Genomic DNA, 24,818 nt, shown 5'->3' with positions numbered 1-24,818 from the left:
CATCACATCATTTCTTCTTAATGTATTCTAATAAAAATTCTTTCTCTTCCTCTGTAAGTTTCTTATCAGAGATTAGAGTACTGACAAGGGTTTTCATATCAGGGACTGTATATCCTGATATTGATGTTTTGGAAATCTGTGTAGATTTGACAGTTTCCGTCTCGCTCTTTTCTTCAGCAAGTTTGTTTAATTTATCATACAGATAACTGTTTCTCAGTCCAAGGATAAACATGGTTCCCGGATAAAGTAAAGATACTGTTGCAGCACCAATCATATATAAGGTAAATCTATGTGTATCATCTACAGGCGGTTTGCTCATAAAATTGATAAAGAAGCAAATACCGGAACATACAGTAAATAAAATCCAGCAGACAAGTTCTATTTTTCTTCTCATTCTTTCATCTCCTGATTAATCAGGCAGATAGAGTCATTTGTCTCACCTGATTCGGTTAAGTAATTGTAAATTTCTGTCACTTCTTAACTACAAATAGTCTACCATGTTTTGTACAAATTAAGCAACTGATTTTTTGGAATTTTTCAGACTTTTTAACGCCATTATTCGAGATTTGTCGAGAAATCAACTTGTTGGCACAGAGAAAGCCAGACAAAAACTGCAGTATAATCTGCAAAGTTTCTGCCTGGTTTTTTAATAGGTTTATGATTTAATGATATTTACTGAACATGTTCATTATTTATGAAAAAATGAAAACAAACCTTTCTTTTTTTCATAAGGTTGTGAACTGATACCTTTTACTTCATATCCTGTTGCGCTGATGGCTGTTTTTAGCTTTGCTTCGTCTACAGGTTTCTCTGAAATGATCACAGTTTCCCCTTTGCTGTGGGAAGAAGTAACTTTATCTACCTGAAAGACTTTTCTCACCGCATCGTTTACGTGAGATTCGCACATTCCGCACATCATACCGTCTACTTTTACAGTTGTTTTAATCATATTGTTGTCCTCCATTTTTACGTTATAAGTTAGAAATAGCCAGAGCATATGATTTTTTCTCTTACAATAATTTTATGCCAATGCCTGGGCAAGAGCTTTCTGAATTGCTCCAAGGATTCCTTCTGAGGAATAAGTGGCACCGCTTGCAGCATCAATTCCGTCTGCTGACTGATTTCCCATAATCTGAGGATAAATAGTTTCCCATGCATAATCAAAGTACTCAGGTGAATCACTGTTACTCTGTTCAATAGATGCAATCTGACCGCCCTGAATCGTTACGGTTACATTTACTCTTCCACTGTATCCGTAGCTTGAGCCTGTATAAGTTCCGTCAATATATGGTCCTGTAGGTTCCGGCGTAGGCTCCGGAGTCTCTTCCGGTGTTGGTGTCGGAGCCGGTGTTTCTTCTGGCGTTGGAGTAACTTCTGGAGTCGGAGTTTCTTCCGGTGTCGGGGTTGGGGTTGCCTCAGGAGTTGGCGTAACTGTTACTTCTGGTGTTGGAGTTGGTGTCACTTTTGTGGTGTCTTTTTCTGCCTGTTTCAGAATATCTTTCATTGCGTTTATGATACCCTTTGAAGAGTAGGTTGCACCACTGACAGTATCAATGCCATCGACAGACTGATTCTGAATGATCTCATTTTCCAGGATATCCCATGCTTTCTTAAAGAACATAGGCGTATCTGTATGCTCTGCTTCCAGAGACTTGATCACACCTTTTTTAATCTTAGCTGTCAACGTAATTGTTCCACTGTATCCTTTTCCAGTTCCCGTATAGGTTCCGTCTTTGTAAATCTGTTCGTCTCCCGGCTTCGGTGTTGGAGAAGGTTTCTTTGTAGGTTTCGGTGATGGAGTGGGAGTTGGCGTAACAACTGCCTGATTTCCTGATGGAATTGCCTGTGACAATGCATTCTGAACCGCAGTAATAATTCCGTTTGAAGAATAAGTGGCACCACTGACTGCATCTACGTTCGGAGACTGGCTTGCAAGAATTTTGCTGATCACACCCTGTGCATTTGCAAAATAGGAGGCTGTTTCATTTGATGCATCTACAATATTGATAGCTGCAATTTTATGGTCAGTGACAGTTACCTGAACAGTGATCGTTCCTCCGAAACCAGTTCCTGAGCCTGTATAGGTACCGTCTGCATATCCACCGGCAGGAACTTCTGTAGTTGGTGTGACTGTGCTTCCTGCACCACCCCCTGCTGTACCTCCATTTGCAGTGGCACCTGTAGATGAATTTTTCTTTGTTCCTGTTTTAATCTTACTTGTTTTTTTTGTCTTTTTTGATGTTTTTGAAATTGAGGTTCCATTGGTTTCAGAAGAGTCTTCTGAATCAAAATCCTTACCTGCAGTTCCTTGTGAAATCAATTCTTTAATCTCGTCAGTAGACATAACATTATTATCGGAAACCGATGTAGTCTCCACAGGACTTTTATCTGCCTGATAACAGGTTACACAGACTGCTGCAAAAACTGCTGCCGCAGGAATAAGCTTTAACCATGGACGGAAACTGTCCTGTTTGGGTTTCATTTCCGGAGTCTTATTATTTTTCTGCTCATTATTTTTGTCCATAAATTTCTCCTTCTTCAGTAGTTTCAGGAAATTATATTCAGGTGATTACTGTAATAACTGTATAAAGTTTTACAGTTGAAAAGAAATCCTGCCCTTTCTGTGGGATACAGGATTTCTTTTCTCAGCTCAGATTATTTTACAGTTACTTTAACTGTTTTGGTTACGCCATTGCATGTTACTGTGATCTTGGCAGTACCTTTTTTAATACCTTTAATTGTACCATTGGATGATACTGTAGCAATTTTCTTGTTGCCGGATTTGTATGTAACTTTTCCTGACGGAGCTGCTTTTGCTGTGATCTTAGTTGTTTTGCCGACTTTTACAGATGCAGATGTTTTGTTCAGTGTAAGAGTTGGATTTTTAACTGTTACTTTGCAGGTTGCCTTTACATCTCCGCATTTAGCTGTGATGACTGCACTACCTTTTGCTTTTGCAGTAACTTTACCGGTTGTTTTGTTTACGGCTGCAACTTTTGGGTTGCTGGAAGTAAATGTAACTTTTGGTGCATCTGCTCCTGTTACAGTTGCCTTCAGTGTAGTTGTTTTTCCTTTGTAAACAGTGGCTGTTTTCTTGTTGAGAGTTACTGTTACCTTCGTATCTGCTTTAACAAGAGCCTCTACTGCTGCGTTCAGATGAGTTGTAGCTTCATCAACCTCTGCCTGAGTTGGCTTTTCTTTTGCAAGAAGATCCTTTGCTTCCTGAAGCTCTAACTGCATTGCCTTCCAGGAATCTGCTGTGTAATCTGCTTCTTTTAAGGCTTCTGCTTTTTCTACTGCTGCTTTTAATGCTGTTGTATCTGCTTCTCCTGCTTCCGGTTTTACGATGTTTGCATCTGTTGCATTAACTTCAAATACAGTATCTGCATATCCCATTGCATATACGGTGATTTTCCATTTGCCGGTTCCATCTGTTCCTTTTGGAAGCTGGCAGCGGTAGGAATCTGTCAGACCAAGCTGGATTCCCATTGCCTTGTGCATCCAGTTATCTGCTGCAAATTTTGTTCCGTAAGATGCCAGAACTTTATTACCATTTCCGTAGTAATCCCATTTTACAGCATACATTTTAGCACCAAGAGCACCATATCCGTCACCTGTAATATCTACTCTTAAGAATTCGCCGTAACTTCCACTTGCTTCTTTTACTGTTGCGGTAACATTGGATGCTGTCTGGAGTGCCTGGTCTTTAAGTCCGGAACCTGTACCGTTTGTTCTGGCCTTGAATGTGAATGTTCCATCGGAACCTTTTACAGCTTCTTTTAAGCCGTTTGTTTCAGCGGTAACATCAGCAACTGCACTATAGGACTGCAAATTGTTTTCTCCAAATCCTCCGGCAACTGTGCTTCCGTCTTCCACAACCTTGAACTGGGATTTGAAGGCTTCATAATCTTCTGCCTTTACTGCGACAGGCACATATTTCAGACCTACAACGCTGTAATGGTCGAATTCTGCAACGCTTCCGTCAGCTTTTGTGATCTGTCCTCGCTCAGGCTGATTCAGTTTTACAGTTGTTCCGTCCGTAAGAACTGCATCATTAGCTGAGGTCCAGTAGGAAATCTCATAAGAACCGCCGTTTTTGTCATACATGATTGCTTCACACTGGTAGCTTCCTCTGTGCAGGCCATGGTTTACAGTAGCTCTGGTTACTGTGTCGAAACCGCCTTTGTCAAATTCATCATGGCTGTCTTTTGTTCCATTGGAAGCTGTGTTTGCAGCATTATAAACTCCCTCAGATGCCCAGTACTGTGCCCATGTCAGACCTGCATAGACATATTTGTAGCCTGTTTCTGCTGTTGCAGCGAATTCATCTTCTGCTGCTGCCTGATCGTCAACAAAAGGTGTTTCCTCATCGCCTGCAAAAGCATCAGCGGTGTCATCTGCTGCATCAAACTCATCTGTCTGTGCCTCAGTCTCCACAGCAGCATCAGATGTAAAATCCGCAGCCATAACCGGTAATCCTGAAACCATCATTGCTGCACTTAAAATTGCAGGAGCTGCCATTTTGATTAAATTTCCCTTGCGCATACCTTTAAATCCTCCTGAATATGAGTTAATAAATATATTTCCAAACTGCCCGGAAAACTGAAATTTTTGACAGTTCAGAGATCTTTATATAAGATAAACCTATTCACCGATGGAATAAGTATCTTTCAGTAATTGAACTCTTTCTTTCATGCCTTCCGTCATCCAGACATGATCAGAATCATCTACGAACAGACCGTCTGCATTGTATTTCTTCAAAAGTTCTTCTGCCTTTTCTTTTCCCAGTACAAAGCATGCAGTGGAAAGTCCGTCTGCGTTCAGGCCGTCATCACACACAACCGTCACAGATGTAAGACCGCTTCTTGCAGGATATCCTGTAGCAGGATCCAGTATATGATGATATCGAACACCATCTTCTATAAAGTATTTTTCGTAATCTCCGGAAGTAGATAAAAATTCAGTACCATTCAGAGTAACTACTCCCAGGTAATCACCTTCTGTATCCCGCGGATCAGTGACAGCTACCTGCCAGGCAGAGCCGTCGGGTTTGCTTCCATAGCTCATAACACTGCTGCCGCCCAGATTCAGGATCATGCCTGATACATTTTTATCTGCATCAAGAATTTTCTGTGCTGCATCACAGCCAATTCCCTTACCTGCAGCCCCCAGATCAAGAGTTACTCCCTTTGGCATGGTAACTTTATTTCCATCCAGAGTCACCTTGTCATATCCTACATTTTCAAGCAGGGAATTCAAGTCATCATCTGAAGGAATATGCGGATCTTCTCCGTCAATATCCCACAGGCGGATCACTCTTCCCATGGTAGGATCCATGGCTCCGTCAGAAGCTTTCGACAAATCCAGTACCTGTTTTAAACAGGTGGCCGTTTCATCAGATACCGTTGTTGTATTTCCGGCATTTTGATTGATCTGGTATATCTGAGAGCTTTCTTTTGTCCAGGAAATCCAGTTTTCTTCCACATCTTTTAATGCAGAGATTACGTCTGCTGTGATATCCTCACCTGTTGTGTAAAGAGTCTCTGATACTACGGTGTCCATAGCAAAGTCTGTTTTGGTGTATGTGTTTATTTCAGAGTTTCCCCATACGGTTCGGGATGTGCATAAAAGAGAGGCTGTAATAAAAAGTCCCAGTACAAAAGAGCGTCTGTTTGTCATATATTTTCTGATTCCTTATCCTCTTATTGTTGTTGTCAACTAACTCTATAGACTATATCACTGTACGGAGTGTATGTCTACCAATATAGTTAGTTCTTACTAATCAAATTTTCTCAATAAGTTAGCAGTTGCTAATTTTTATCAACAACTGTATGAATATTTCTCCTTGGGCAGACAGCAGTGCAGGCGTGACAGCAGATGCATTCCCCTGAATGTGCAGTATCGCCGTCAATATCCAGGTGTGCGGGGCATCTCTTCTTGCAGAGAGTGCACTTTGGTACACAGTTTGAACGATTTCGTTTGAAAAGTGCTCCCGGAATAATCGGCATAATTGCAAATACTGCTCCCATAGGACAGAGAAACTGGCAGAAGAAACGCTCCTGTGTACACATTCCGACCATAATCAGGATCAGCAGAACTGTTCCCACAATGTAGGTAGATTTCGGCAGTCTGCCTGTTGTAAGCATGGAGAATACATCCCATGGACTCATTCCCTGTAATTTGGAATAGAATCCTGTTATGCAGGAAAGAAGCAGAAATGCAAGAATCACATATTTTACTTTCTGTAATCTGTGCACCCATTCTTCAGGATATCCATGTTTTTTCTTTTTTCCAAAGCATTTCGTGCGGATAAACGCGGTAAGCTCATACAGAGCGTCTCCCAACGAGCCAAACGCACAGGCATAACCGCAGAAATGGCGTCCGAACAGAATGGTAATGATCAACAGTAATGCCGTGATATCCAGAAAAGAGTTCCAGGTTACACTCTGCTGTCCTCCGATTGCAAGAAAGATGGATTTGATTCCTGCAAATGCCGTAGAAAAAAGGGAGGGCGCTGCTATAAAAAATATAAGCTGTATGGCGGCACGGATCAGCCGTACCTTTCGTTGTTTCTTTTTCATGCGTTTTCCGCCTTTGATAATGCGTCATTTACTGCTTCTAAGATACCCGTAGAACTGAAAGTTGCTCCGGAAATGGTGTCAACATCTGTGCTCTGCTCGCTGATAATGCTGTTGATCACGTTTTCTCCCTGAGACAGATAGGCACTGTCCTCTCCCGGTGCACTGACTACACTGACTGCTGTAATGGTATCGTCTTCCAGAGTTACCTGGACAGTGATCGTTCCACCGTATCCGGTTCCGGAACCTTCGAAAGTGCCATTTTTATATACATTGTCAGAATCATCAGCTTCTTCAGAATCTGCCTGCTCTGTATTTTCTTTATCCTCTGTGGAATCTTTTTCGGATTTATTATCAGCTTCCGAAGATACATCAGAAGAAGCATTACTTTCTGCTGCTGTTTTCTGTTCCTCATAAGTTTCCTTTAATGCTGTAAGGATCTGGTCCTGCTGTTTCTCCAGACTCTCTGTTTTTGCAGTCAGGTCTGCAATATCTTGGGCCTGTTCCTTATCTTTTACTGTTCCGTTATAGAAAAATACCGCCATGATAATCAGCAAAAGTGCGATCAGACGCAGATAAAAATTTTGATTATTCACGTTGTTTCCTCTCCTTCATTTTATTTTTGCCGGATATGATATCTGTTTTTGGATGAAGCAAAACTTAATCATAACTAACTTTAAAAGTGTATCATTTTAGTATATAAAAATCTATATATAACAGATTCTTCTAATGTTGTTTTTTTCTCATTAAGATGACCCCGGAGCAAAATCCGAGGTCATTTATTGTGTGAATTATTTACCTGTTATCGTTTATTTTACTTTTACTGTAAATACCTTCTTAACACCATTGCAGGTTACTGTGATTTTGGCAGTACCTTTTTTCTTTCCTTTTACAACGCCTTTGGAGCTTACTGTTGCAATCTTGCTGTTGCTTGACTTGTAAGTAACCTTTCCTGATGGAGTTGCCTTTGCAGAAATTTTTGTTGTTTTTCCAACTTTTACAGTTGCTGAAGATTTGCTAAGTTTCAGGGATGGATTTTTAACTGTTATCTTGCAGGTTACTTTGTATTCTCCGCAGGATGCTGTGATCACTGCTGTTCCTTTTGCCTTAGCAGTTACAACACCTTTGCTGTTTACAGAAGCCACTTTTGTATTGCTGGATTTCCATGTGATTTTATCTGTAAGGTTTGTTGTAACTTTGAGAGTAGTTTTTGTACTGCCTTTTGTATAAAGAGTCTTGGAAGAAGTATTTAATTCAAATGTATTTTCTGCTTCTTTGTAAGTAAAAGTAAGATTATTCTTATATCCTACAGCAGTTATTTCGAAAACAGTTGTGTCTGTCACCTGAAGATCTGTGAGATCAAGAGTTCCATCTTCTTTTACAATGACCTTGCTTCCTCTTCCTGTTGCGGCATATTCTGTATCATCAACTTTTACTTTGCTGATGCTCTTAATGTATGCAGAGAACTCTTCTGCTGTAATGCCTTTTGCTGCAACCAGTTTTGTCTCGTTACTGTCATAAGAAGCCGGCATTTTGTCTGTATTTACTGTAAATTCAGTTACAATGGCTGCATATTTTCCGCTGGCATCTGCAATTTCAACCTTATGTGTTCCCAATGCAAGAGCTCCAACTGCAAGTTTTCCGTCTGTGCAGGAAACCACTGTTTTGTCTACAGTATACTGTGCCTTGAAGTCTGCAGGCAGAGCCTGGTCAAAGGTAACTGCTGCAGATGAGTCTGTATTCATAATATCTGCTACTGTTGCCTTAATTCCTGTAGTTGTCTGCACCTTTACATCCGGAACATCAAAAATGATCATACCCTTATCTGTGTAATAAGTAACGCTGTCAATTGTTTTTCCCATGATTGATTTATAATGTGCAGAAGAAACAGGGCATCCGTGAACTTCTGTTGTATATCCGGTTCCCCAGGAAAGCATACTTCCACGCCAGATATTCTCCAGATGACGCAGGCCATAGTTGGTTCCGTCTGTAGTATTTACGGTTACACCATAGATTTTATCTGTATTTGTATCAATTACTGCTGCAAAAGCCTCATTGTTAAGATCAAGCTCATAATCACCGTAATTTGTTTCTGTTTTTAATGTAGCATCAATAGTAACGTTCTTTGTCTGGGCACCTTTCATTGCTGAGAAAGAATAGCTACCATCTGCATTTACAGTAAGTTCTTTGTAATAAGACGGTGTTTCACTTAAAATGTAATAAGAGTAAGAGGCATTTTCAATCAGGGAATCTTTTCCTGTATAGGTGTTGCTGCTTGTCTGTCCTCTGTTTGTCACTGTGATCGTTACAGAGTCGGAATCTGTGACCTGCTTCTGGTCTTTCAGAAGGGAAAGATCACTGACCTTTACAGGGAAAGTAACACCTGTTACATCGGTTCCATTGGGGTCTACGTGATAAGCGGAATTTCCGTTCATCATACCTGCGGTTCTTGATTTATTAAGAGTTGCAGATGTAAAGGCATCAACTTTTACATCATTATTTTTCAGTTCTGCCTTGTAGAAATCATCGTATGGAATATTCATAAGCACATAAGCTTCGCCCTGCTGTGCTTCTGCAGCAAAAGCATCCTGGACATCTTCGGTGGTAAATTCTTCCTGCGCATCCTCAGCGGCAAACTCTTCGGAAACAGAGAAATCTGTGCTGTCTGTAATTACCTCACTGTCTGTAAAATCAGATGCCAGAACTGCATATGGCATGCTGGTCATAGCAACTGCGGCACTCATTACAACAGGTGCTATTTTTTTCATAAGCTTTTTGTTTGTCATGGTTTTCTCCTCTTCTAAAATTTTTCTTTTTGCGGAATCACTCTTACCAGAGGGTTAATCAACTTATTAACCAAAGGGATTTTACTTTTACCAAAAGGGAGTGACTTCTGCCAAAGATATTCATATAGGATTGCTATAGGTATGCTGTCAGCAGTAATTATATAAATTAGTTACTACTAACTTATGAAATAGTAACATGTCTGTCTGAAAAAATCCACACTTTTTTGCCTGGGATATTCGTCATTTTTTCTCAATAAATGCTTTCAGTAAAAATCAGTATTAGTTACATCTAACTTATGGTTGCGGGAATATTTTTTCTATGTTAAAATGTCTGAGAAATTCTGAGAATTCCATTTTGGATTTTTTTGAGAGGAGAAAATAGATTTATGAAGCAAAAAACAGCCTGCCTTGGACTTTTTTCAGCTGTGGCAATCATTCTGGGATATGTGGAATCACTGGTGCCGGTTTTTGCGGGGATTCCGGGGATTAAACTTGGACTTGCCAATCTGGGAGTACTTTTTATTTTGAAGAAATATTCATTTAGGGAGGCTGCCCTGGTTTCTGTTGTCCGCATTCTGGTGATCGGATTTATGTTCGGAAATCTGTTCAGTATCCTGTACAGTCTGGCAGGGGCCGCGCTTAGTATGACAGTTATGACACTTATGCTGAAAAAAACCTCCTTCAGTCTGATCGGTGTCAGCGTTGCAGGAGGTGTTTCCCATAATATCGGTCAGTTGATCATTGCCATGCTGATCGTACAAAATGCAAGTGTGTTTGTATACGCACCGGCACTTCTAGTGGCAGGTGTTGCTGCCGGAGTAGTAATCGGCGGACTTACTAACGAGATTTTGAAAAGAGTTCATCTATAAAAAAGCATCAGTTATCTGAATTTATAATCTTTCAGATAACTGATGCTTTTTTCAATCTTCTTCTATATGTTCCCGTCCCTGGTTGATAATCGTGCGGACATGATCATCTGCCAGAGAATAGAAAATAGATTTTCCCTCTCTGCGGCTCTTTACCAGTTTATTCTGTTTCAGAATACGAAGCTGATGAGAAATCGCAGACTGAGTCATATTCAATGCTTTAGCGAGATCGCAGACGCATACCTCTGCCTCAAACAAAACAAACAAAATGCGTATTCTGGTAGAGTCTCCGAAAACCTTGAATAATTCGGCCAGATCATAAAGCTCTGTTTCTTCCGGCAGGGTTTCATCTACAATTTTAAGCAGATCTTCATGTATTTCATTACTCTCACATAATTCTTCTTTGCATACTTCCATTTTCTTACCTGTTACCTTTCCGGCTTATCACAAAAGGTTTCTGCTGATTTGCCTGTTTCTTATAAATTCTTTACAAATAATGTACGGATCGCGTTTAATACTGCCAGGATCATAACACCTACATCTGCAAAAATGGCCACCCACATGTTTGCAATACCTAAAGCTCCAAGGATCAGGCAGAGAATTTTAATGCCGATTGCAAAATAAATATTTTCATATACAATACGGATACATTTACGTGCAATTTTGATCGCTTTGGAAATCTTCAGAGGATCATCATCCATCAGAACGATATCTGCTGCTTCGATTGCTGCATCTGAACCAAGCGCTCCCATCGCAATACCAATATCGGCTCTGGATAATACAGGGGCATCATTGATACCGTCACCTACAAACGCAAGTTTAGCCTTTTCAGACTTCTGATTAAGAAGTTCTTCTACCCTGGAAACTTTGTCAGCAGGTAAAAGTTCGCTGTATACTTCCTGAATTCCCAGTTCCCCGGCAACCTGATCTGCAACACGTTTTGAGTCGCCTGTCAGCATAACGGTCTTGCTGATTCCGGCTTTCTTCAGTTCAGCGATTGCCTCTTTTGCATGAGGTTTGATGATATCGGATATCAGGATATGCCCTGCATATTTGCCGTCAATGGCCATATGCACAACAGTTCCTACATGATGGCAATCCTGATAAGCAATGCCAAGTCTGTTCATTAATTTGGTATTACCGGCAGCTACAGATACACCGTCAACTTTGGCAATCACACCATTACCACTGATTTCTTCAATATCAGTAACACGATTTCTGTCGATTGGTTTTCCGTATGCTTTCTGCAGGCTCTTGCTGATCGGATGGGAGGAAGAACACTCGGCAAGTGCTGCATATTCTAACAATTTCTCATCAGGCATTTTATTGTGATGAATACCACTTACTTCGAAGACACCCTGAGTCATAGTACCTGTTTTGTCAAATACAACATATTTTGTCTGAGCCAGTGTTTCCAGATAGTTGGAACCCTTGACCAAAATGCCCTGATTGCTGGCTCCGCCGATTCCTGCGAAGAAACTTAACGGGATGCTGATGACCAGCGCACATGGACAGCTGATTACAAGGAAGGTAAGAGCTCTGTAGATCCAGTCTCCCCACATGGCAGATTTTCCCATAATAAGAAGTACGATCGGCGGGATAAATGCAAGAGCAAGGGCTCCGTAACATACTGCAGGTGTATAGTATTTCGCAAATTTGGAAATAAAGTTTTCAGATTTTGACTTTCTGGAGCTGGAATTCTCTACCAGTTCAAGGATCTTGGATACTGTAGATTCACCGAATTCTTTAGTTGTACGGATCTTCAGCAGACCTGTCATATTGATACAGCCACTGATCACTTCATCGCCTGCTTTTGCATCACGCGGAAGACTCTCACCTGTCAGTGCACTTGTATTTAATGTAGAAGTTCCCTCGGTGATCACTCCATCGATCGGTACTTTTTCACCCGGCTGAACAACAATAATGGTTCCGATCTCAACTTCATCAGGATCAACCTGTTCCAGTGTTCCGTCTTTCTCTATGTTCGCATAATCAGGACGGATATCCATCAGTTCACTGATGTTTCGTCTGCTCTTTCCCACTGCATAGCTCTGGAAAAGTTCTCCAATCTGGTAGAAAAGCATAACTGCAACACCCTCGGAATAATCGCCAAGGAGAATTGCACCTACTGTGGCTACAGCCATCAGAAAGTTCTCGTCAAACACCTGTTTATTTAAAATACCCTTAAATGCTTTCTTCAGGATATCATAGCCGATAACCAGATATGGGATCATAAAAAGAACAAATCTCAGGTAGCCCTCTGCCGGCAGTAAGGAAAAGACCACGATCAGCACTGCTGCTATGATAATTCTGATCAGCATTTTCTTCTGCTTCTTGTTCATATCAATACCTCTCTCTTCTTATAAAAGCAGGACCGCTGCAAAAAAACTTTCCGGCGAAAAGCTCAGTGCCGGGATACGTTTTATGCAACAGTCCATTCTCCGGATAACTCAAAATTAAAGATAGATCTCACAGTCGTCTTCTACCTTCTTGCAGTTCTTTAATACGTCTTTCATAACTGCTTTTGGATCCTGTCCGTCTTCGAATTCAACGATCATCTTCAGCATCATGAAATTAACTGTTGCATCTTTAACACCGGCTGTATTCCTGGCAGCTTCCTCCATTTTATTAGCACAATTTGCACAGTCTACATCGATTTTATAAGTTTTCTTCATAATATTTTCCCTTTCCGCTCATCTCTTTTATATTAACATATGAGCACTTGTTCATTTGTTTGATTTTATTATAACCTTATTTTCTCTTCTGTCAATAGTTTTGAGGAGATTTCTTTACGGAAATAAAAAGTTATGTTATAATCCATGTTATTATAGTTTAACGTGTTGCTTTAATGTTTTAAAAAACAGGATATTATTATCCGGCAGGTATCAAAATCATAAAAAGAAATATGATACTCTTTGACAGAACATAACTGCCTGTACTTTTGCGTACAGCAGTTCACAGCAGCAATATCGGAAAGAAAAAAGGAGGGAGTATCAATATGGCGATACATGAATCAGGAGAAGATTATCTCGAAGCGATCCTTATGATCAAAAAAAGAAACGGTAATGTCCGCTCTATCGACATTGCGCATGAACTGTCTTTTTCAAAACCGAGTGTCAGTGTTGCAATGAAGAATTTGAAAGCCAGTAATTACATTACGATTGATGAGAACGGATTTATCAATCTGACGGAAACCGGGCAGGAAATTGCAGATAAGATTTATGAAAGACATACCTTTCTGACAGGATGGCTGACTTCTATCGGAGTTGACCCGAAGGTTGCAGCCGAGGATGCCTGTAAGATGGAGCATGCGATCAGCGCAGAGAGTTTTGCTGCCATTAAGAAGTCTATTGCAGGCACGCTTGAAAATTAAATAAAAACATAATAAAAACCATATCCCGGATTTTCAGAGACTAAGCATCTGTTGCTTTATCATGAAATCCCGGATATGGTTTTTTATGGTTATCTTTATGCTTCCTCTTCTTTTGGAAGAAGATTTCTCATACTTCTTAAACTGATAGTCAGTGTTGACATGTTATGAAGCAGTGCGGATGTTGTAGGCATAATGATACCTGTAACTCCAAGTGCGATCAGACCGCCGTTTATACCGATAATAGTTCTGTAATTATTATGGATACGCTTCATCAGCGCTGTACTCAGTCTCTTTAACGTAACAATCTCATGGAGATTATCTGCAGAAATTGTAACATCTGCGATCTCACGTGCAATAGCTGCGCCATCACTGATAGCAATTCCCACACTTGCAGAAGAAAGTGCCAGAGAATCATTGATCCCATCACCGATCATAATAACTTTATGACCCAGTTCTTTTTCTTTCTCTACAAAAGATGCCTTATCTTCCGGCAGAACTTCGGAGTAATATTCATCTACGCCTACACGTTTCGCAATAGCTGCTGCTGTACGTTCACTGTCACCGGTCATCATTACGACTTTTGTAATGCCGGCTTCTTTTAATTCACGTACTGCATCTGCAGCCTCTTCACGAAGCGGATCCTCTACACAGATAACTGCTGCAAGTTTTCCTTCGATTGCAAGATACAGGTGAGAACATTCTAATGGCAGGTGTTCAAATCTGTCTTCCATTCCTTCCGGAATTACACACTTTTCATCTTCCATTACGAAATGCCAGCTTCCGATCACTGCCTTTTTGCCTTCAATAGTTGTAGAAATACCATGAGCTACGATATATTCTACTTTTGAATGCATTTCCTCATGAACAAGATGTTTCTCTTTGGCTGCATTGACAACTGCTCTTGCCATGGAATGAGGGAAATGTTCCTCCATACATGCTGCAATACGCAGAAGCTCATCTGAACTCAGCTCTTCACTGAAAGATACCACATCTGAAACTACAGGCTTTGCTTTTGTAAGTGTACCTGTCTTGTCAAATACAATAGTCGTGGCATCAGCCATTGCTTCCATATATTTACCGCCCTTTACAGTAATACTGTGAGTACTTGCCTCACGTATAGCGGATAATACGGAAACAGGCATGGCAAGCTTCAGTGCGCAGGAGAAATCTACCATAAGTACCGCAAGGGTTTTCGTCATGTTTCTGGTAAGCAGATAAGTTATCCCTGTACCTGCAAGAGTGTATGGCACAAGTCTGTCTGCAAGATGTTCTGCATTACTTTCCACAGAGGATTTCAGCTTCTCAGAATCCTCGATCATGTTGACGATCTTCTCATAGCGGCTGGAGCCTGCTGCTTCTTTAACCTTAACAGTGAGTTCGCCCTCTTCCAGAACAGTTCCTGCATAGGCAAAGCTGCCTTCTGCTTTACGTACAGGCGCAGATTCACCTGTCAGAGAAGTCTGGTTGACCATTGCTTCTCCTGCTGCAACATTTCCGTCAAACGGAATCACATTACCCATATGTACGCGTATCAGATCACCTGCTTTAACAGAAGAAGCAGATATAAGAACCTCCTGTCCGTCTTCGTTTACAAACCATACTTTCTCTGCATTGATAGACATGCTTCTTGCAAGGTCATTGACGGATTTCTTATGTGTCCATTCCTCAAGAATCTCACCGATTCCAAGCAGGAACATGGTGGAACCTGCAGTATTGAAGTCACCGCGGAGCATAGATACACCGATTGCTGTTGCATCCAGTACAGGTACCTCCAGTTTTCCCTTCATCAAAGTACGTACACCTTGATAAATGTATTTCACTGATTTCACTGTAGTGATCGCTACACGTACCGGGTATGGCAAAAACATTTTATTTAATGTACGCATTACTACAGAGTTGATCAGTTTTTCTTTATAGGTTTCGTTTAATTCACGTCCGGAATTCTCAAGTGCTGATTCAGATACCTGAGCAGTTTCATAGGAAAATCTGCTCAGTAAACGAATCAGCCCATCTCTGCTGCCGGTATAGACAACAGCGACATCCTGAGTTCTTACATAAACCGATGCCTTGCTGATATTTGCCTCTTTCTCCAGATAACACTGCAGAATATCCGCCTGTCTGTAGGTCATGTGTTTCTGCGCAAGGTGGATACGAATTCGTCCTTTTATTTCATGCTTAATAGCAAATTTCATTATTCCTCGCTGCCTTCTTCTGTTTCTTCTGTCTCTTCTTTGAAATCTGTTGTCTCTTCTGTTTCTTCTGCTGCTTCGTCAGCTGTATCTTCTACCACTTCCTCAGCTGCTGCTCTGTCTTCGTTGATCTGCTGTGCTTCTGCATAAATATCCTCAGCATTCTCCTGAATTGCGGAAGCTGTTTTCATTACACATGCCTTTGCACGTAAAACGGCTGCTGTGCAGTTTGTGTATAATTTCTTTGCATCTTTACTTGTAAGAATCTTGATACCTGCTGTACCGAAAGCTACTCCTGCTGCAAAGATTCCTGTTTTTTTACCGTCAAATTTAATCATTGATGTATCCTCCTGTTGTGATTTTTAATTTATTGTAACCACTCAGCATCCTTTCGGTGCTGAACAGTTATGAACTGTTTTCAGATAAATATGATGGGCAAACGCATTATTGCGACATCAGCTTATTTATATTTCATGTATTATACAGCCAAAATTCTCATATTTCTACTTTTTTCTTCTTGTTGAGAAATGTTCTCATTTCAGATATATGATATATATCAAGAAGGTTGCCGGAAATTGTATTGCAAAAAGAGGATAAAAACCTGAAGAAATATAAGAAAGCCACCGGAAATTATACTCTTCAGTATTTCCCGGCGGTCATCAGTTCGTTCTCTATTTAAATTTTTACTTGTTTTCAATGTTTAAAATCACAGGAATTTACGAACATCCGCTCGATTTCCTGTTTATCAATGTATCCACAGGCCTTCAGTCCTGTCAGGACTACATTATTAAAACTGTCTTTTGATAATTTCTGGACTGTATTATCATCCAGCTCGATGGTGCATACACTTTCATCTTTACAATCCGGATTTCTCACGATTTTATACATATTTCTTCTGCTGATCGCACCAATTTCTTCCAAAAGGTTTACCATACGGTACACCGTAGCTGATCCGATGCCCGGATCCAGGCGGGATGCGTTGTAATAGATTTCTTTACAGCAGGAACACTCATTTTCAAGAATGACTTCCAACAGCATTCTTCTCTGTTTGGTAATCCTGCATCCTCGCTTCTTTAATTCCTGGATTACAACATCTTTCTGCATTCGGGTTCTCTGGTAATTGGGCTCTTTACAATTTTCCTGTCTCTGTAATGCTGCTGCTCCCAAAATCACATCATCCTTCCGCTTGTTAATTTCTGTTTCCTGACATATGGCTGCTGTTTGGCATCAGGTTTCAGTAATATGCCTGATTCTCAATGGCACCCTCTGCAGTGGCTGCAGTCTCCGCCACATGATGACTTGCCGCTTTTTTTGTCTCTGACGATTCCTCTTATGATCAGTCCGACAATTAAAATCAAAATTGCTCCTACAATCAATGTTCCCATAAATGACACCTCCTGCTTTATATCATTATCATACACATATAATCACTATACTGCAATCTGATAATCAGCAGTCCACTAACTGTGAAGATACGTTACTGTTCACTTCGTTCTCAGTAACACGCTCCGCGATGAAAAAGGTATGAAACAGTTGCAATTCTGTTTATCAGAACCCGCACCACCAGATGGGACGCAGGCTCTGATCTTATTACTGTTTTATCTGGCTTTTGCCATACCCTTTACCTTTACATTAAGGCTGCCGCTTTCCTTATAAGGTCTGAACAGCAGATATAAAAATCCGATGATAATTGCGAATGCAACCACTGTCCAGATACCGAAACCGCCGCCTGTAACCAGTGTACCGATCTGATAGATACACAGAGACACAAGATATGCAAGTCCACACTGATATCCGATCGCAAATAAAAACCATTTTGTATTGTTCATCTCTCTCTTGATCGCACCCATAGCTGCGAAGCAAGGAGCACAAAGAAGGTTGAATACCAGGAAGCCATAAGCTGCGATCGGTGTCATGGCTGCTGCAAGGTTACCCCAGATCTCAGCACCGTCTTCTGCAACTTCTGCGAATCCATAAAGCATACCAAATGTAGCTACTACATTCTCTTTTGCGATCAGACCTGTAACAGCTGCAACTGCCATCTTCCATCCTTCGCCGGCTTTTGTCCAGCCAAGAGGTGCAAAGATCCATGCGATTGCTGTACCGATCTTAGAAAGGATACTCTCGTTAAGCTCTTCAACCATACCGAAGCTTCCGCCTTCCCATCCGAAGCTCATTAAGAACCACAGAATGATTGTTGAAAGAAGGATGATTGTTCCGGCTTTCTTAATGAAGGACCAGCCTCTTTCCCACATACTTCTTAAGATGTTGCTGACTGTTGGCCAGTGGTATGCAGGAAGCTCCATAACGAACGGAGCCGGATCACCGGCAAACATTTTTGTTTTCTTTAAGATGATACCGGAGCAGATAATTGCTGCGATACCGACAAAGTAACAACTTGTTGCAACCCATCCGCTGTTTCCGAAGAATGCACCTGCGATCATGGCAATGATCGGAAGTTTAGCTCCGCAGGGAACGAATGTAGTTGTCATGATTGTCATCTTTCTGTCACGGTCATTCTCGATCGTACGGGAAGCCATAACACCTGGAACACCGCATCCACTGCCGATAAGCATTGGAATGAAGGATTTACCTGAAAGACCGAATTTACGGAAAATTCTGTCCATGATGAATGCTACACGAGCCATGTAACCACAGGACTCAAGGAATGCAAGGAATGCAAACAGTACAAGCATCTGAGGTACGAAACCGAGAACAGCTCCCACACCGGCTACAATACCGTCAAGGATCAGTCCCTGTAACCATGCTGCACAGCCAATCGCATTCAGCCCTGATTCAATTGCCGGAGGAATGATCTCACCAAACAGAACATCGTTTGTCCAGTCAGTTACGAAAGCACCAACTGTAGTTACAGATACATAATATACGATAAACATTACAACTGCAAAGATCGGCAGTGCCAGCCATCTGTTGGTAACAATACGGTCGATCTTATCAGATGTGGAAAGCTTATCTTTTCTTGCCTTAGTCACACACTGACCAATGATAGAAGAAATATAAACATATCTCTCATTTGTGATAATACTTTCTGTATCGTCGTCAAACTCATCTTCCATTTCTTTGATCTCGGCAGATACATTTACGGATGTATTCATCTGCTCAATGATCTTGTCATCTCTTTCAAGAAGCTTGATTGCGAAGAATCTCTTCTGTTCTTCCGGTACCACACCGGTCAGTTTATTCTCAACTGCTCCGATGATTTCTTCTGCTTTATCACAGAATTCATGGACAGGTGTTATTTTCTTATGGCTCTGGGCAATGGAAACTGCCTTATTTGCAGCTTCTGTGATTCCAGTTCCTTTCAGCGCAGAAATAGTAACAACTTCACAGCCAAGTTTCTTTTTCAGTTTATCAATATGTATTGTATCGCCGTTTTTCTCAACGATATCCATCATGTTGACTGCCATGATGACCGGAATCCCAAGTTCCAGAATCTGTGTTGTAAGATACAGGTTACGTTCAATATTGGTACCATCAACGATATTGATGATCGCATCCGGTTTTTCCTGAAGAATGTAATTTCTTGCAACTACTTCTTCAAGTGTATATGGTGATAAAGAATAAATACCGGGTAAGTCAGTGAGAACAACATCTTTGTGTCCTTTCAGCTTACCCTCTTTTTTCTCGACAGTTACACCTGGCCAGTTACCTACAAACTGATTTGAGCCGGTCAGTGCATTGAACAATGTCGTTTTACCACAGTTCGGATTACCTGCGAGTGCAATTTTTACTGACATAATCTCTCTCCTCTGATTTCTTGATCGCTTTTATTTTGATCGCTTTATCCAATCTTTCTGCTGTTGATATCACATTCAACAGTTATTAGTCATCACTAATACTTAGTTTTTATTAACTATTAGATGGCACTAATTGTTAGAAAGACCTAACATGATGTCAAAAAATTATTCCACAACAATCATTTCGGCATCTGCTTTACGTAAGGATAATTCATATCCTCTTACAGTTACTTCTACAGGATCTCCCAGAGGTGCAACTTTTCTTACATAAATTTCCACGCCTTTAGTGATTCCCATATCCATGATTCTTCTCTTGACTGGACCTTCACCGGTAAGTTTCTGGACTTTAACGGTCTCTCCAACATGAACTTCTTTTAATGTCTTCAAGTTTCTTTCCCTTCTTTCCCCGGAGCGTGTCTGAAAAATCATTTCCACAATCTGCACGCTCTAGAATTTTATTTTTCTTTCAGGAAGAAATTATGGTTCAGACCATAATCTTGCTTGCCATATCTTTTCCAATGGCAACCCTGGATTCTTTAACATTAACGATCAGGCTTCCGTTAATCTCAGAAACAACTGTGACAACTCCTCCTACTACGAAGCCGAGCTCCTCAAGATGTCTCTTCACTTCTTCTTTGCCTCCAATCCTTTTGATTGTAAAAGGTTCACCGGCATTTACCATTGATAACGGCATTTCTTCATCCCTTCCTTTGCATTTAATAAGTGATAAACATTATCTTTATCATGTGGTTAGTGTATTCTAATTTTGGTTAGATGTCAATAACTTTATTGAAATTTTTAATGATAAAGTTTTTCAGTTTAAAACATTAATAATTTTTTCATTAATTTATCACTATATTATGCAATATATACAAGAAAAGTATTTATCAGCAACGTGCTTCGAGAATACCGTTGAGTGCATTTCCGCTGCTGGTATGGCAGCGCACAATATCTGTAGAAGCGCCAACCTCGTCCAGTGCGCATTTTACCATCTTATGGGATACAGTATTTGTAAAAAGTACCAGAAGATCCGGACATCCTATCTTTTTGCCGAAGTCTGCCTCCATCTGTGTAAATACTTTACATTTACATTTATAAGATTTGCAGATTTTTTTGTACTGTCCTACCATTCTGTCATGTCCACCTACGATTACAATACTCATGTATTATCCTCCTTTTGTTTTCTCATCTTTTATGGATTGCTATAGGGTAATAATTAAGCATTTTCTGTGCTTTGTTTATAGTTATCTTTTGCTAACTATAAGTTAGTATAAACTAACATATAGGGTTTGTCAATATCTTTTCACAATTTTGCAGAAGTATAATCATTCGCAGAGTAAAAAAAGACTGCCATACAGTATTTATAACTGTACCGCAGTCTCTATATATGTTATTTTAGAGGATTGCTATACAATCATCATTCCGGCAATGCCACATATCCAGTATTCCGGTAAGATGTACGATGGTTATTCCTTAATTGGTCACAGGAACAATAATTAATATTCTTCGTAGGAAACGCTTCCGTCAGAATATGTAATCTCATAATAGCCGTGTCCGCTTCCATCGCAGTCATCATACTGCTGACGGCTTACTTCGTATGGCGCTGACGGCTGAGCTGCCGGTTCGGAGTAAGAAGGTTCCTGATAAGAATAATCGCTGGAATTATCATAGGATGAAGCCTGAGAAGCAGCGGCAGCCTGTGCAGCTTCTGCTGCAGCTTTTTCTTTTGCCTCTTTCGCTTCTTTTTCAGCTTTTACTTTAGCATCAGCAGCTTCTTTATTCTCAGTGATATAAGAATGATAAATATATCCTGTCACCTCATCTGTTTCAATTTTGATCCATTCCGGAACAATTGAGACAGCCTTTACCTCTGTGCCTGTTGAAAGAACTTTCAGAGATTTGCTTTCTTTATCTGCCTGCTCACGTACATTTACATTAGATAACAGATACATGGTAAGAGGGGAATCCCATTCTTTTTCGTCAGCAGTCTCAGCAATCTCCTGCTCCTTTTTATCCGCATCCTGATATTTAATATAAAGGAATCCATATTCATCGTAGATAACCGGGTCTGTCCAGGAATCAGGATCTACATTTTCAAAAACATGATCTGTTTCATCTTTGCCTGTTACTGTGAGTGTTTTTCCAACAGCATCTTCTTTTTTGTCAGCATCCTTATCAGCATCTTTGGCGTCTTTCAGATCTTTGGCAGTAAGTGCGTATCCTGTCTGATTCTTAACAGTTACTTCCTGTGTATCTGTTTTGACAGTTAAATCTTCTGCTGTTTCTTCTGCCTTATCAGCATCTTCAGTTTTCTCATCGGTGCTCTCTGTCTTGGCAGTCTGTGCAGCATCATCTGAAGCTGCAAACGCTGCTACGGGTGCAAATGCCATTGTTCCTGCTACAGAAAGGCTTAAAAGTGTTGTGATTATTTTTCTTTTCATTGTATGATGTCCTCCTCAATGATGTTTTTATAAATATTTAAATATTTATCACCTTTTGTTATCAGCACTTCCAGATCATTTCCATCGGCCAGTGCCAGCTCAGCAGGCATATAAAGACAGAAGCCATTGTCATCCAGTCTGTCTCCGTCTGCAATATCCATAGGAAATGCTTCATATACGGTTCCGTTTATCCTGAGATAAATCCGGGAATCTGTATCCAGATATCCCTCTTTGATGCGGCCGGAAACCTGAACCACGGTTCCCTGTGGTTTCATTTTTACATCCCAGGCTGCATCTGTCGCAGTACTTTCCTCCTCACCTGTCAACGAAACTTCTTTTGCAGTAAGAACAGGCGGAAACTGTGACATTTCCGGAAGAAAACGCTCTGCTCGCTCTATCACTACCGTATCAGCGTTCATTGTATCTACATCACTTAGCTGATACGGAATTCCTCTGGAAAAATATGCATTTGCATAAGCATCAGCCATATATGGAAGCAGCGCATTTCCAAATGAATCTCTGTACATGACAAGACTGCCTTCCTTAACCGGATTTACTGTTGTGATACGCGGATCAAAATTGCTGTTGATCTTGCCAGCTACTGCAATAATATACTTCATCATCTGCAGTTGTTGCAAGAGGATACAGCATTGTATCCAGATCTCCGGTATAATCTTTACGTACTTCATAAGGCTCATCTGTATAAGAATCGTGTTCTTTATTCAGGGCCGTCATCAAAACATCTGCTGCCAGTGCAGCACCTTTATTATTCCAGTGGGAGTCTCTTGCGTGATAAAGTACTTCATCCTGATCTGTAAATGCCTGATACAAATCTGCGTAAGAAACGTTCTCCTGTTCCAAAACTTTTGTCAGCCTTTCACGGTTTGTTTCATCTGTTATCTTCAGGCTGTCATAGTATGGCATGTTCTCACCGTACAGAGAGTTCTTATTCGGAGCGATTGTAAACAGAAACTTCACATCTTTTTCGTTCAGAGCTTCCTGAGTCATGGACAGCATATGTGCAATATTATACAGACTTCTGTCTGAAAGCAGATTCTGCCCCAGATAATCATCCAGAGAATCTTTATAATAAAGCCATCCGTTTTTCCCCTGGATCACACCGTCTGCAGTAGATGTTTCCAGAAGCTTTCCATGCAGCAGGGCATTTCCGGTAACAAGTTCATTTCTGAAAGCAAAATGTTCCTGAAAATAATCTCCGGCCTGAGAAAGCCATTCTACATTCCATTTTCCCTCTTCTGTTTTGAGAGTGGGAAATTCTGAAAGCTGGCGATTCTCAGAAGAAGTCTCCGGTTTGGCGATCAGCATCCCCACTGACGGGCACAGGCAGACGGCAAAAAATAAAACACTGTAGATTAATTTACCTTTTTTCATGTCTGTCCTCCCTTAAAATCTGAAATAGATAAATGGATTATAGGTTCCGCTTGCAAGACTGAGCATGCAGACAACCAGTCCAAGCAGACTGCATACATATGCAAAAGGAGCGTACCATTTCTTATTATTTACAGTTTTGATAACAGGACAGCATGCAATCAGGGCACCTGCCAGGGTAACAAGAAATACAGGGGTGATCTGCTGCACTGCAAAACTCATGGCAGCGGCATTCCATGTAAATCCTGTAAACATCTCTTTTATCCAGAATAATCCCTGAGACATGGTATCTGCCCGGAAGAACACAAAACCAATGCACACTACCAGAAGTGCGTAGATATGCTGAAATACAGCTTTTAGCTTAGAACCTTTTCTTCCAATCCACGGAACATATTCCTCAAGCATAAGGAAACATCCATGATAGATTCCCCAGAACAGGAAATTTACTGCTGCTCCATGCCAGATACCGGTACACAGGAATACGATCATCTTATTTACAACTGTGCGGAATTTTCCTTTTCTGTTTCCGCCAAGGGGAATATAAAGATATTCCAGAAACCATCCGGACAGAGAAATATGCCATCTTCTCCAGAACTCCCGGATACTTCCGCTGATATAGGGATAGTTGAAGTTTTCTTTGAAATGAAAACCAAACATCCAGCCCAGTCCGATCGCCATGTCGCTATATCCGCTGAAATCGAAATAAATCTGCAGCATATAGGAAATGGCACCCAGCCATGCTCCGGCAGCGTTGATATTTCCTGCAGAAGCACCAAAGAGCTGGTCTGCAACAAGTCCCATAGTATTGGAAATCAGGACTTTCTTACAGAGTCCGGCTGAAAATCTGCGGATTCCCAGCGAAACTCCCTCCAGAGACTGGGTACGGTTGTCAATTTCCTGTGCTATATCATGGTACTTGACAATCGGTCCTGCGATCAGCTGTGGGAAGAAGGAAATATACAGCAAAACTTTTGCGTAATTCTTCTGCGCCTTTGTTGTTCCCCGATATACATCGATCACATAAGACATAGCCTGGAATGTGAAGAATGAGATTCCGATTGGCATGCGGATCTGTGGCAGCGGCAGATGCAGTCCTGTCAGAGTGTTGACTGTTCCCAGGATAAAATCCGTATACTTAAATACAATAAGGATTCCCAGGTTACAGATAACAGCAAGTGTCAGAATTACTTTCTTGTATTTGCTGCTTTCAATCAGACAGGCACAAAAATAGTTTAATAATGTAGAAACAAATAATAAAATGATATATACAGGTTCGCCATATGCGTAAAAAAGTACACTTGCCAGCAACAGCAACGCATTCTTCAGTCGTATTCCCGGAAGAATACAGTGCAGGATAAACACCACCGGCAGAAATATACACATGAAAACCATTGAACTAAAAACCATAATAACTCTCTTCCATCATTTTTTATTGCAG

General features: G+C 40.8%; 25 protein-coding genes. 2 read left to right on the top strand and 23 right to left on the bottom strand.

Annotated features, from left to right (window positions below):
• Nucleotides 1-7: 7 nt before the first annotated feature.
• From G4417_RS05730 to G4417_RS05695, 8 genes are all read right to left on the bottom strand, one after another.
• Entirely contained in the window at nucleotides 8-394 is a 387-nt protein-coding gene (locus G4417_RS05730; RefSeq protein WP_173682929.1) for a hypothetical protein, read from the bottom strand.
• Between the two features lie 294 nt (nucleotides 395-688).
• On the bottom strand, nucleotides 689-949 hold the full coding sequence (locus G4417_RS05725; RefSeq protein ID WP_022380708.1) for a heavy-metal-associated domain-containing protein: 261 nt from the start codon (nucleotides 947-949) through the stop codon (nucleotides 689-691).
• A 72-nt stretch (nucleotides 950-1,021) separates the two neighbouring features.
• Nucleotides 1,022-2,524, bottom strand: coding sequence for an FMN-binding protein (locus tag G4417_RS05720; protein WP_173682928.1), 1,503 nt, complete (start codon nucleotides 2,522-2,524; stop codon nucleotides 1,022-1,024).
• A 131-nt stretch (nucleotides 2,525-2,655) separates the two neighbouring features.
• Entirely contained in the window at nucleotides 2,656-4,545 is a 1,890-nt protein-coding gene (locus G4417_RS05715) for a penicillin-binding Tp47 domain C-containing protein (protein WP_173682927.1), read from the bottom strand.
• A 99-nt stretch (nucleotides 4,546-4,644) separates the two neighbouring features.
• Nucleotides 4,645-5,562, bottom strand: coding sequence for an FAD:protein FMN transferase (locus G4417_RS05710; RefSeq protein WP_243872080.1), 918 nt, complete (start codon nucleotides 5,560-5,562; stop codon nucleotides 4,645-4,647).
• Between the two features lie 248 nt (nucleotides 5,563-5,810).
• Nucleotides 5,811-6,581: a 4Fe-4S binding protein gene (locus G4417_RS05705; RefSeq protein ID WP_173682925.1), complete on the bottom strand. Its 771-nt coding sequence runs from the start codon at nucleotides 6,579-6,581 to the stop codon at nucleotides 5,811-5,813.
• Complete coding sequence (locus G4417_RS05700; protein WP_173682924.1) at nucleotides 6,578-7,174, bottom strand: FMN-binding protein; 597 nt, start codon at nucleotides 7,172-7,174, stop codon at nucleotides 6,578-6,580. The genes G4417_RS05705 and G4417_RS05700 overlap by 4 nt, the downstream gene beginning before the upstream one ends.
• 213 nt (nucleotides 7,175-7,387) lie before the next feature.
• Entirely contained in the window at nucleotides 7,388-9,364 is a 1,977-nt protein-coding gene (locus G4417_RS05695; protein ID WP_173682923.1) for an Ig-like domain-containing protein, read from the bottom strand.
• 386 nt (nucleotides 9,365-9,750) lie between these two features.
• On the opposite strand from G4417_RS05695, the gene G4417_RS05690 reads away from it, so the two are divergent.
• Nucleotides 9,751-10,233: a Gx transporter family protein gene (locus G4417_RS05690; RefSeq protein ID WP_008703072.1), complete on the top strand. Its 483-nt coding sequence runs from the start codon at nucleotides 9,751-9,753 to the stop codon at nucleotides 10,231-10,233.
• A 51-nt stretch (nucleotides 10,234-10,284) separates the two neighbouring features.
• Here the strand turns inward: G4417_RS05690 and G4417_RS05685 are convergent, their stop codons facing one another.
• The 3 genes from G4417_RS05685 to G4417_RS05675 form a co-directional block, all read right to left on the bottom strand.
• Complete coding sequence (locus G4417_RS05685; protein ID WP_008703071.1) at nucleotides 10,285-10,647, bottom strand: ArsR/SmtB family transcription factor; 363 nt, start codon at nucleotides 10,645-10,647, stop codon at nucleotides 10,285-10,287.
• Nucleotides 10,648-10,706: 59 nt separating this feature from the next.
• Nucleotides 10,707-12,572 (bottom strand): heavy metal translocating P-type ATPase, encoded by a 1,866-nt coding sequence (locus G4417_RS05680; protein ID WP_173682922.1) that lies wholly within the window; start codon nucleotides 12,570-12,572, stop codon nucleotides 10,707-10,709.
• A gap of 114 nt (nucleotides 12,573-12,686) precedes the next feature.
• Entirely contained in the window at nucleotides 12,687-12,905 is a 219-nt protein-coding gene (locus tag G4417_RS05675; protein ID WP_008703069.1) for a cation transporter, read from the bottom strand.
• Nucleotides 12,906-13,228: 323 nt separating this feature from the next.
• Between G4417_RS05675 and G4417_RS05670 the strand changes: the two genes are divergently transcribed.
• Nucleotides 13,229-13,603 carry a metal-dependent transcriptional regulator gene (locus tag G4417_RS05670; RefSeq protein ID WP_173682921.1) on the top strand — a complete coding sequence of 125 codons (375 nt, stop codon included), beginning with the start codon at nucleotides 13,229-13,231 and terminating at the stop codon, nucleotides 13,601-13,603.
• A gap of 95 nt (nucleotides 13,604-13,698) precedes the next feature.
• Here G4417_RS05670 and G4417_RS05665 read toward each other — a convergent pair whose 3' ends face one another.
• From G4417_RS05665 to G4417_RS05610, 12 genes are all read right to left on the bottom strand, one after another.
• Nucleotides 13,699-15,795, bottom strand: a complete 2,097-nt coding sequence (locus G4417_RS05665; protein ID WP_173682920.1) for a heavy metal translocating P-type ATPase — start codon at nucleotides 15,793-15,795, stop codon at nucleotides 13,699-13,701.
• Entirely contained in the window at nucleotides 15,795-16,130 is a 336-nt protein-coding gene (locus G4417_RS05660; RefSeq protein ID WP_008703066.1) for a DUF6110 family protein, read from the bottom strand. The genes G4417_RS05665 and G4417_RS05660 overlap by 1 nt, the downstream gene beginning before the upstream one ends.
• 355 nt (nucleotides 16,131-16,485) lie before the next feature.
• Nucleotides 16,486-16,896, bottom strand: a complete 411-nt coding sequence (locus G4417_RS05655) for a transcriptional repressor (protein ID WP_008703065.1) — start codon at nucleotides 16,894-16,896, stop codon at nucleotides 16,486-16,488.
• A gap of 149 nt (nucleotides 16,897-17,045) precedes the next feature.
• Nucleotides 17,046-17,177, bottom strand: coding sequence for a FeoB-associated Cys-rich membrane protein (locus G4417_RS05650; protein ID WP_008703063.1), 132 nt, complete (start codon nucleotides 17,175-17,177; stop codon nucleotides 17,046-17,048).
• Nucleotides 17,178-17,390: 213 nt separating this feature from the next.
• The gene (gene feoB, locus G4417_RS05645; protein WP_173682919.1) at nucleotides 17,391-19,550 is read right to left on the bottom strand and encodes a ferrous iron transport protein B; all 2,160 of its coding nucleotides are present in this window, start codon (nucleotides 19,548-19,550) and stop codon (nucleotides 17,391-17,393) included.
• Between the two features lie 165 nt (nucleotides 19,551-19,715).
• A complete protein-coding gene (locus G4417_RS05640) occupies nucleotides 19,716-19,937 on the bottom strand; it encodes a FeoA family protein (RefSeq protein WP_022380698.1) in 222 nt (73 codons plus the stop codon).
• A gap of 97 nt (nucleotides 19,938-20,034) precedes the next feature.
• On the bottom strand, nucleotides 20,035-20,244 hold the full coding sequence (locus tag G4417_RS05635; protein WP_008703058.1) for a FeoA family protein: 210 nt from the start codon (nucleotides 20,242-20,244) through the stop codon (nucleotides 20,035-20,037).
• A 193-nt stretch (nucleotides 20,245-20,437) separates the two neighbouring features.
• Complete coding sequence (locus G4417_RS05630) at nucleotides 20,438-20,713, bottom strand: DUF2325 domain-containing protein (RefSeq protein WP_008703057.1); 276 nt, start codon at nucleotides 20,711-20,713, stop codon at nucleotides 20,438-20,440.
• A gap of 333 nt (nucleotides 20,714-21,046) precedes the next feature.
• The gene (locus G4417_RS05625) at nucleotides 21,047-21,991 is read right to left on the bottom strand and encodes an SH3 domain-containing protein (RefSeq protein WP_173682918.1); all 945 of its coding nucleotides are present in this window, start codon (nucleotides 21,989-21,991) and stop codon (nucleotides 21,047-21,049) included.
• Nucleotides 21,988-22,614, bottom strand: coding sequence for a hypothetical protein (locus G4417_RS05620; protein WP_173682917.1), 627 nt, complete (start codon nucleotides 22,612-22,614; stop codon nucleotides 21,988-21,990). The genes G4417_RS05625 and G4417_RS05620 overlap by 4 nt, the downstream gene beginning before the upstream one ends.
• Entirely contained in the window at nucleotides 22,565-23,383 is an 819-nt protein-coding gene (locus G4417_RS05615; RefSeq protein ID WP_173682916.1) for an alginate O-acetyltransferase AlgX-related protein, read from the bottom strand. Before G4417_RS05615 ends, G4417_RS05620 begins: the two co-directional genes overlap by 50 nt.
• Nucleotides 23,384-23,395: 12 nt before the next feature.
• The gene (locus G4417_RS05610) at nucleotides 23,396-24,763 is read right to left on the bottom strand and encodes an MBOAT family O-acyltransferase (protein ID WP_330598699.1); all 1,368 of its coding nucleotides are present in this window, start codon (nucleotides 24,761-24,763) and stop codon (nucleotides 23,396-23,398) included.
• Nucleotides 24,764-24,818 lie beyond the last annotated feature (55 nt).

Source organism: Blautia wexlerae (assembly GCF_013300825.1).
In the GTDB taxonomy this organism is placed as follows: Bacteria; Bacillota; Clostridia; order Lachnospirales; family Lachnospiraceae; genus Blautia_A; species Blautia_A wexlerae_B.
Note: the sequence above shows the minus strand (reverse complement) of the source record. Positions and strands in the feature narration are given on the sequence as shown.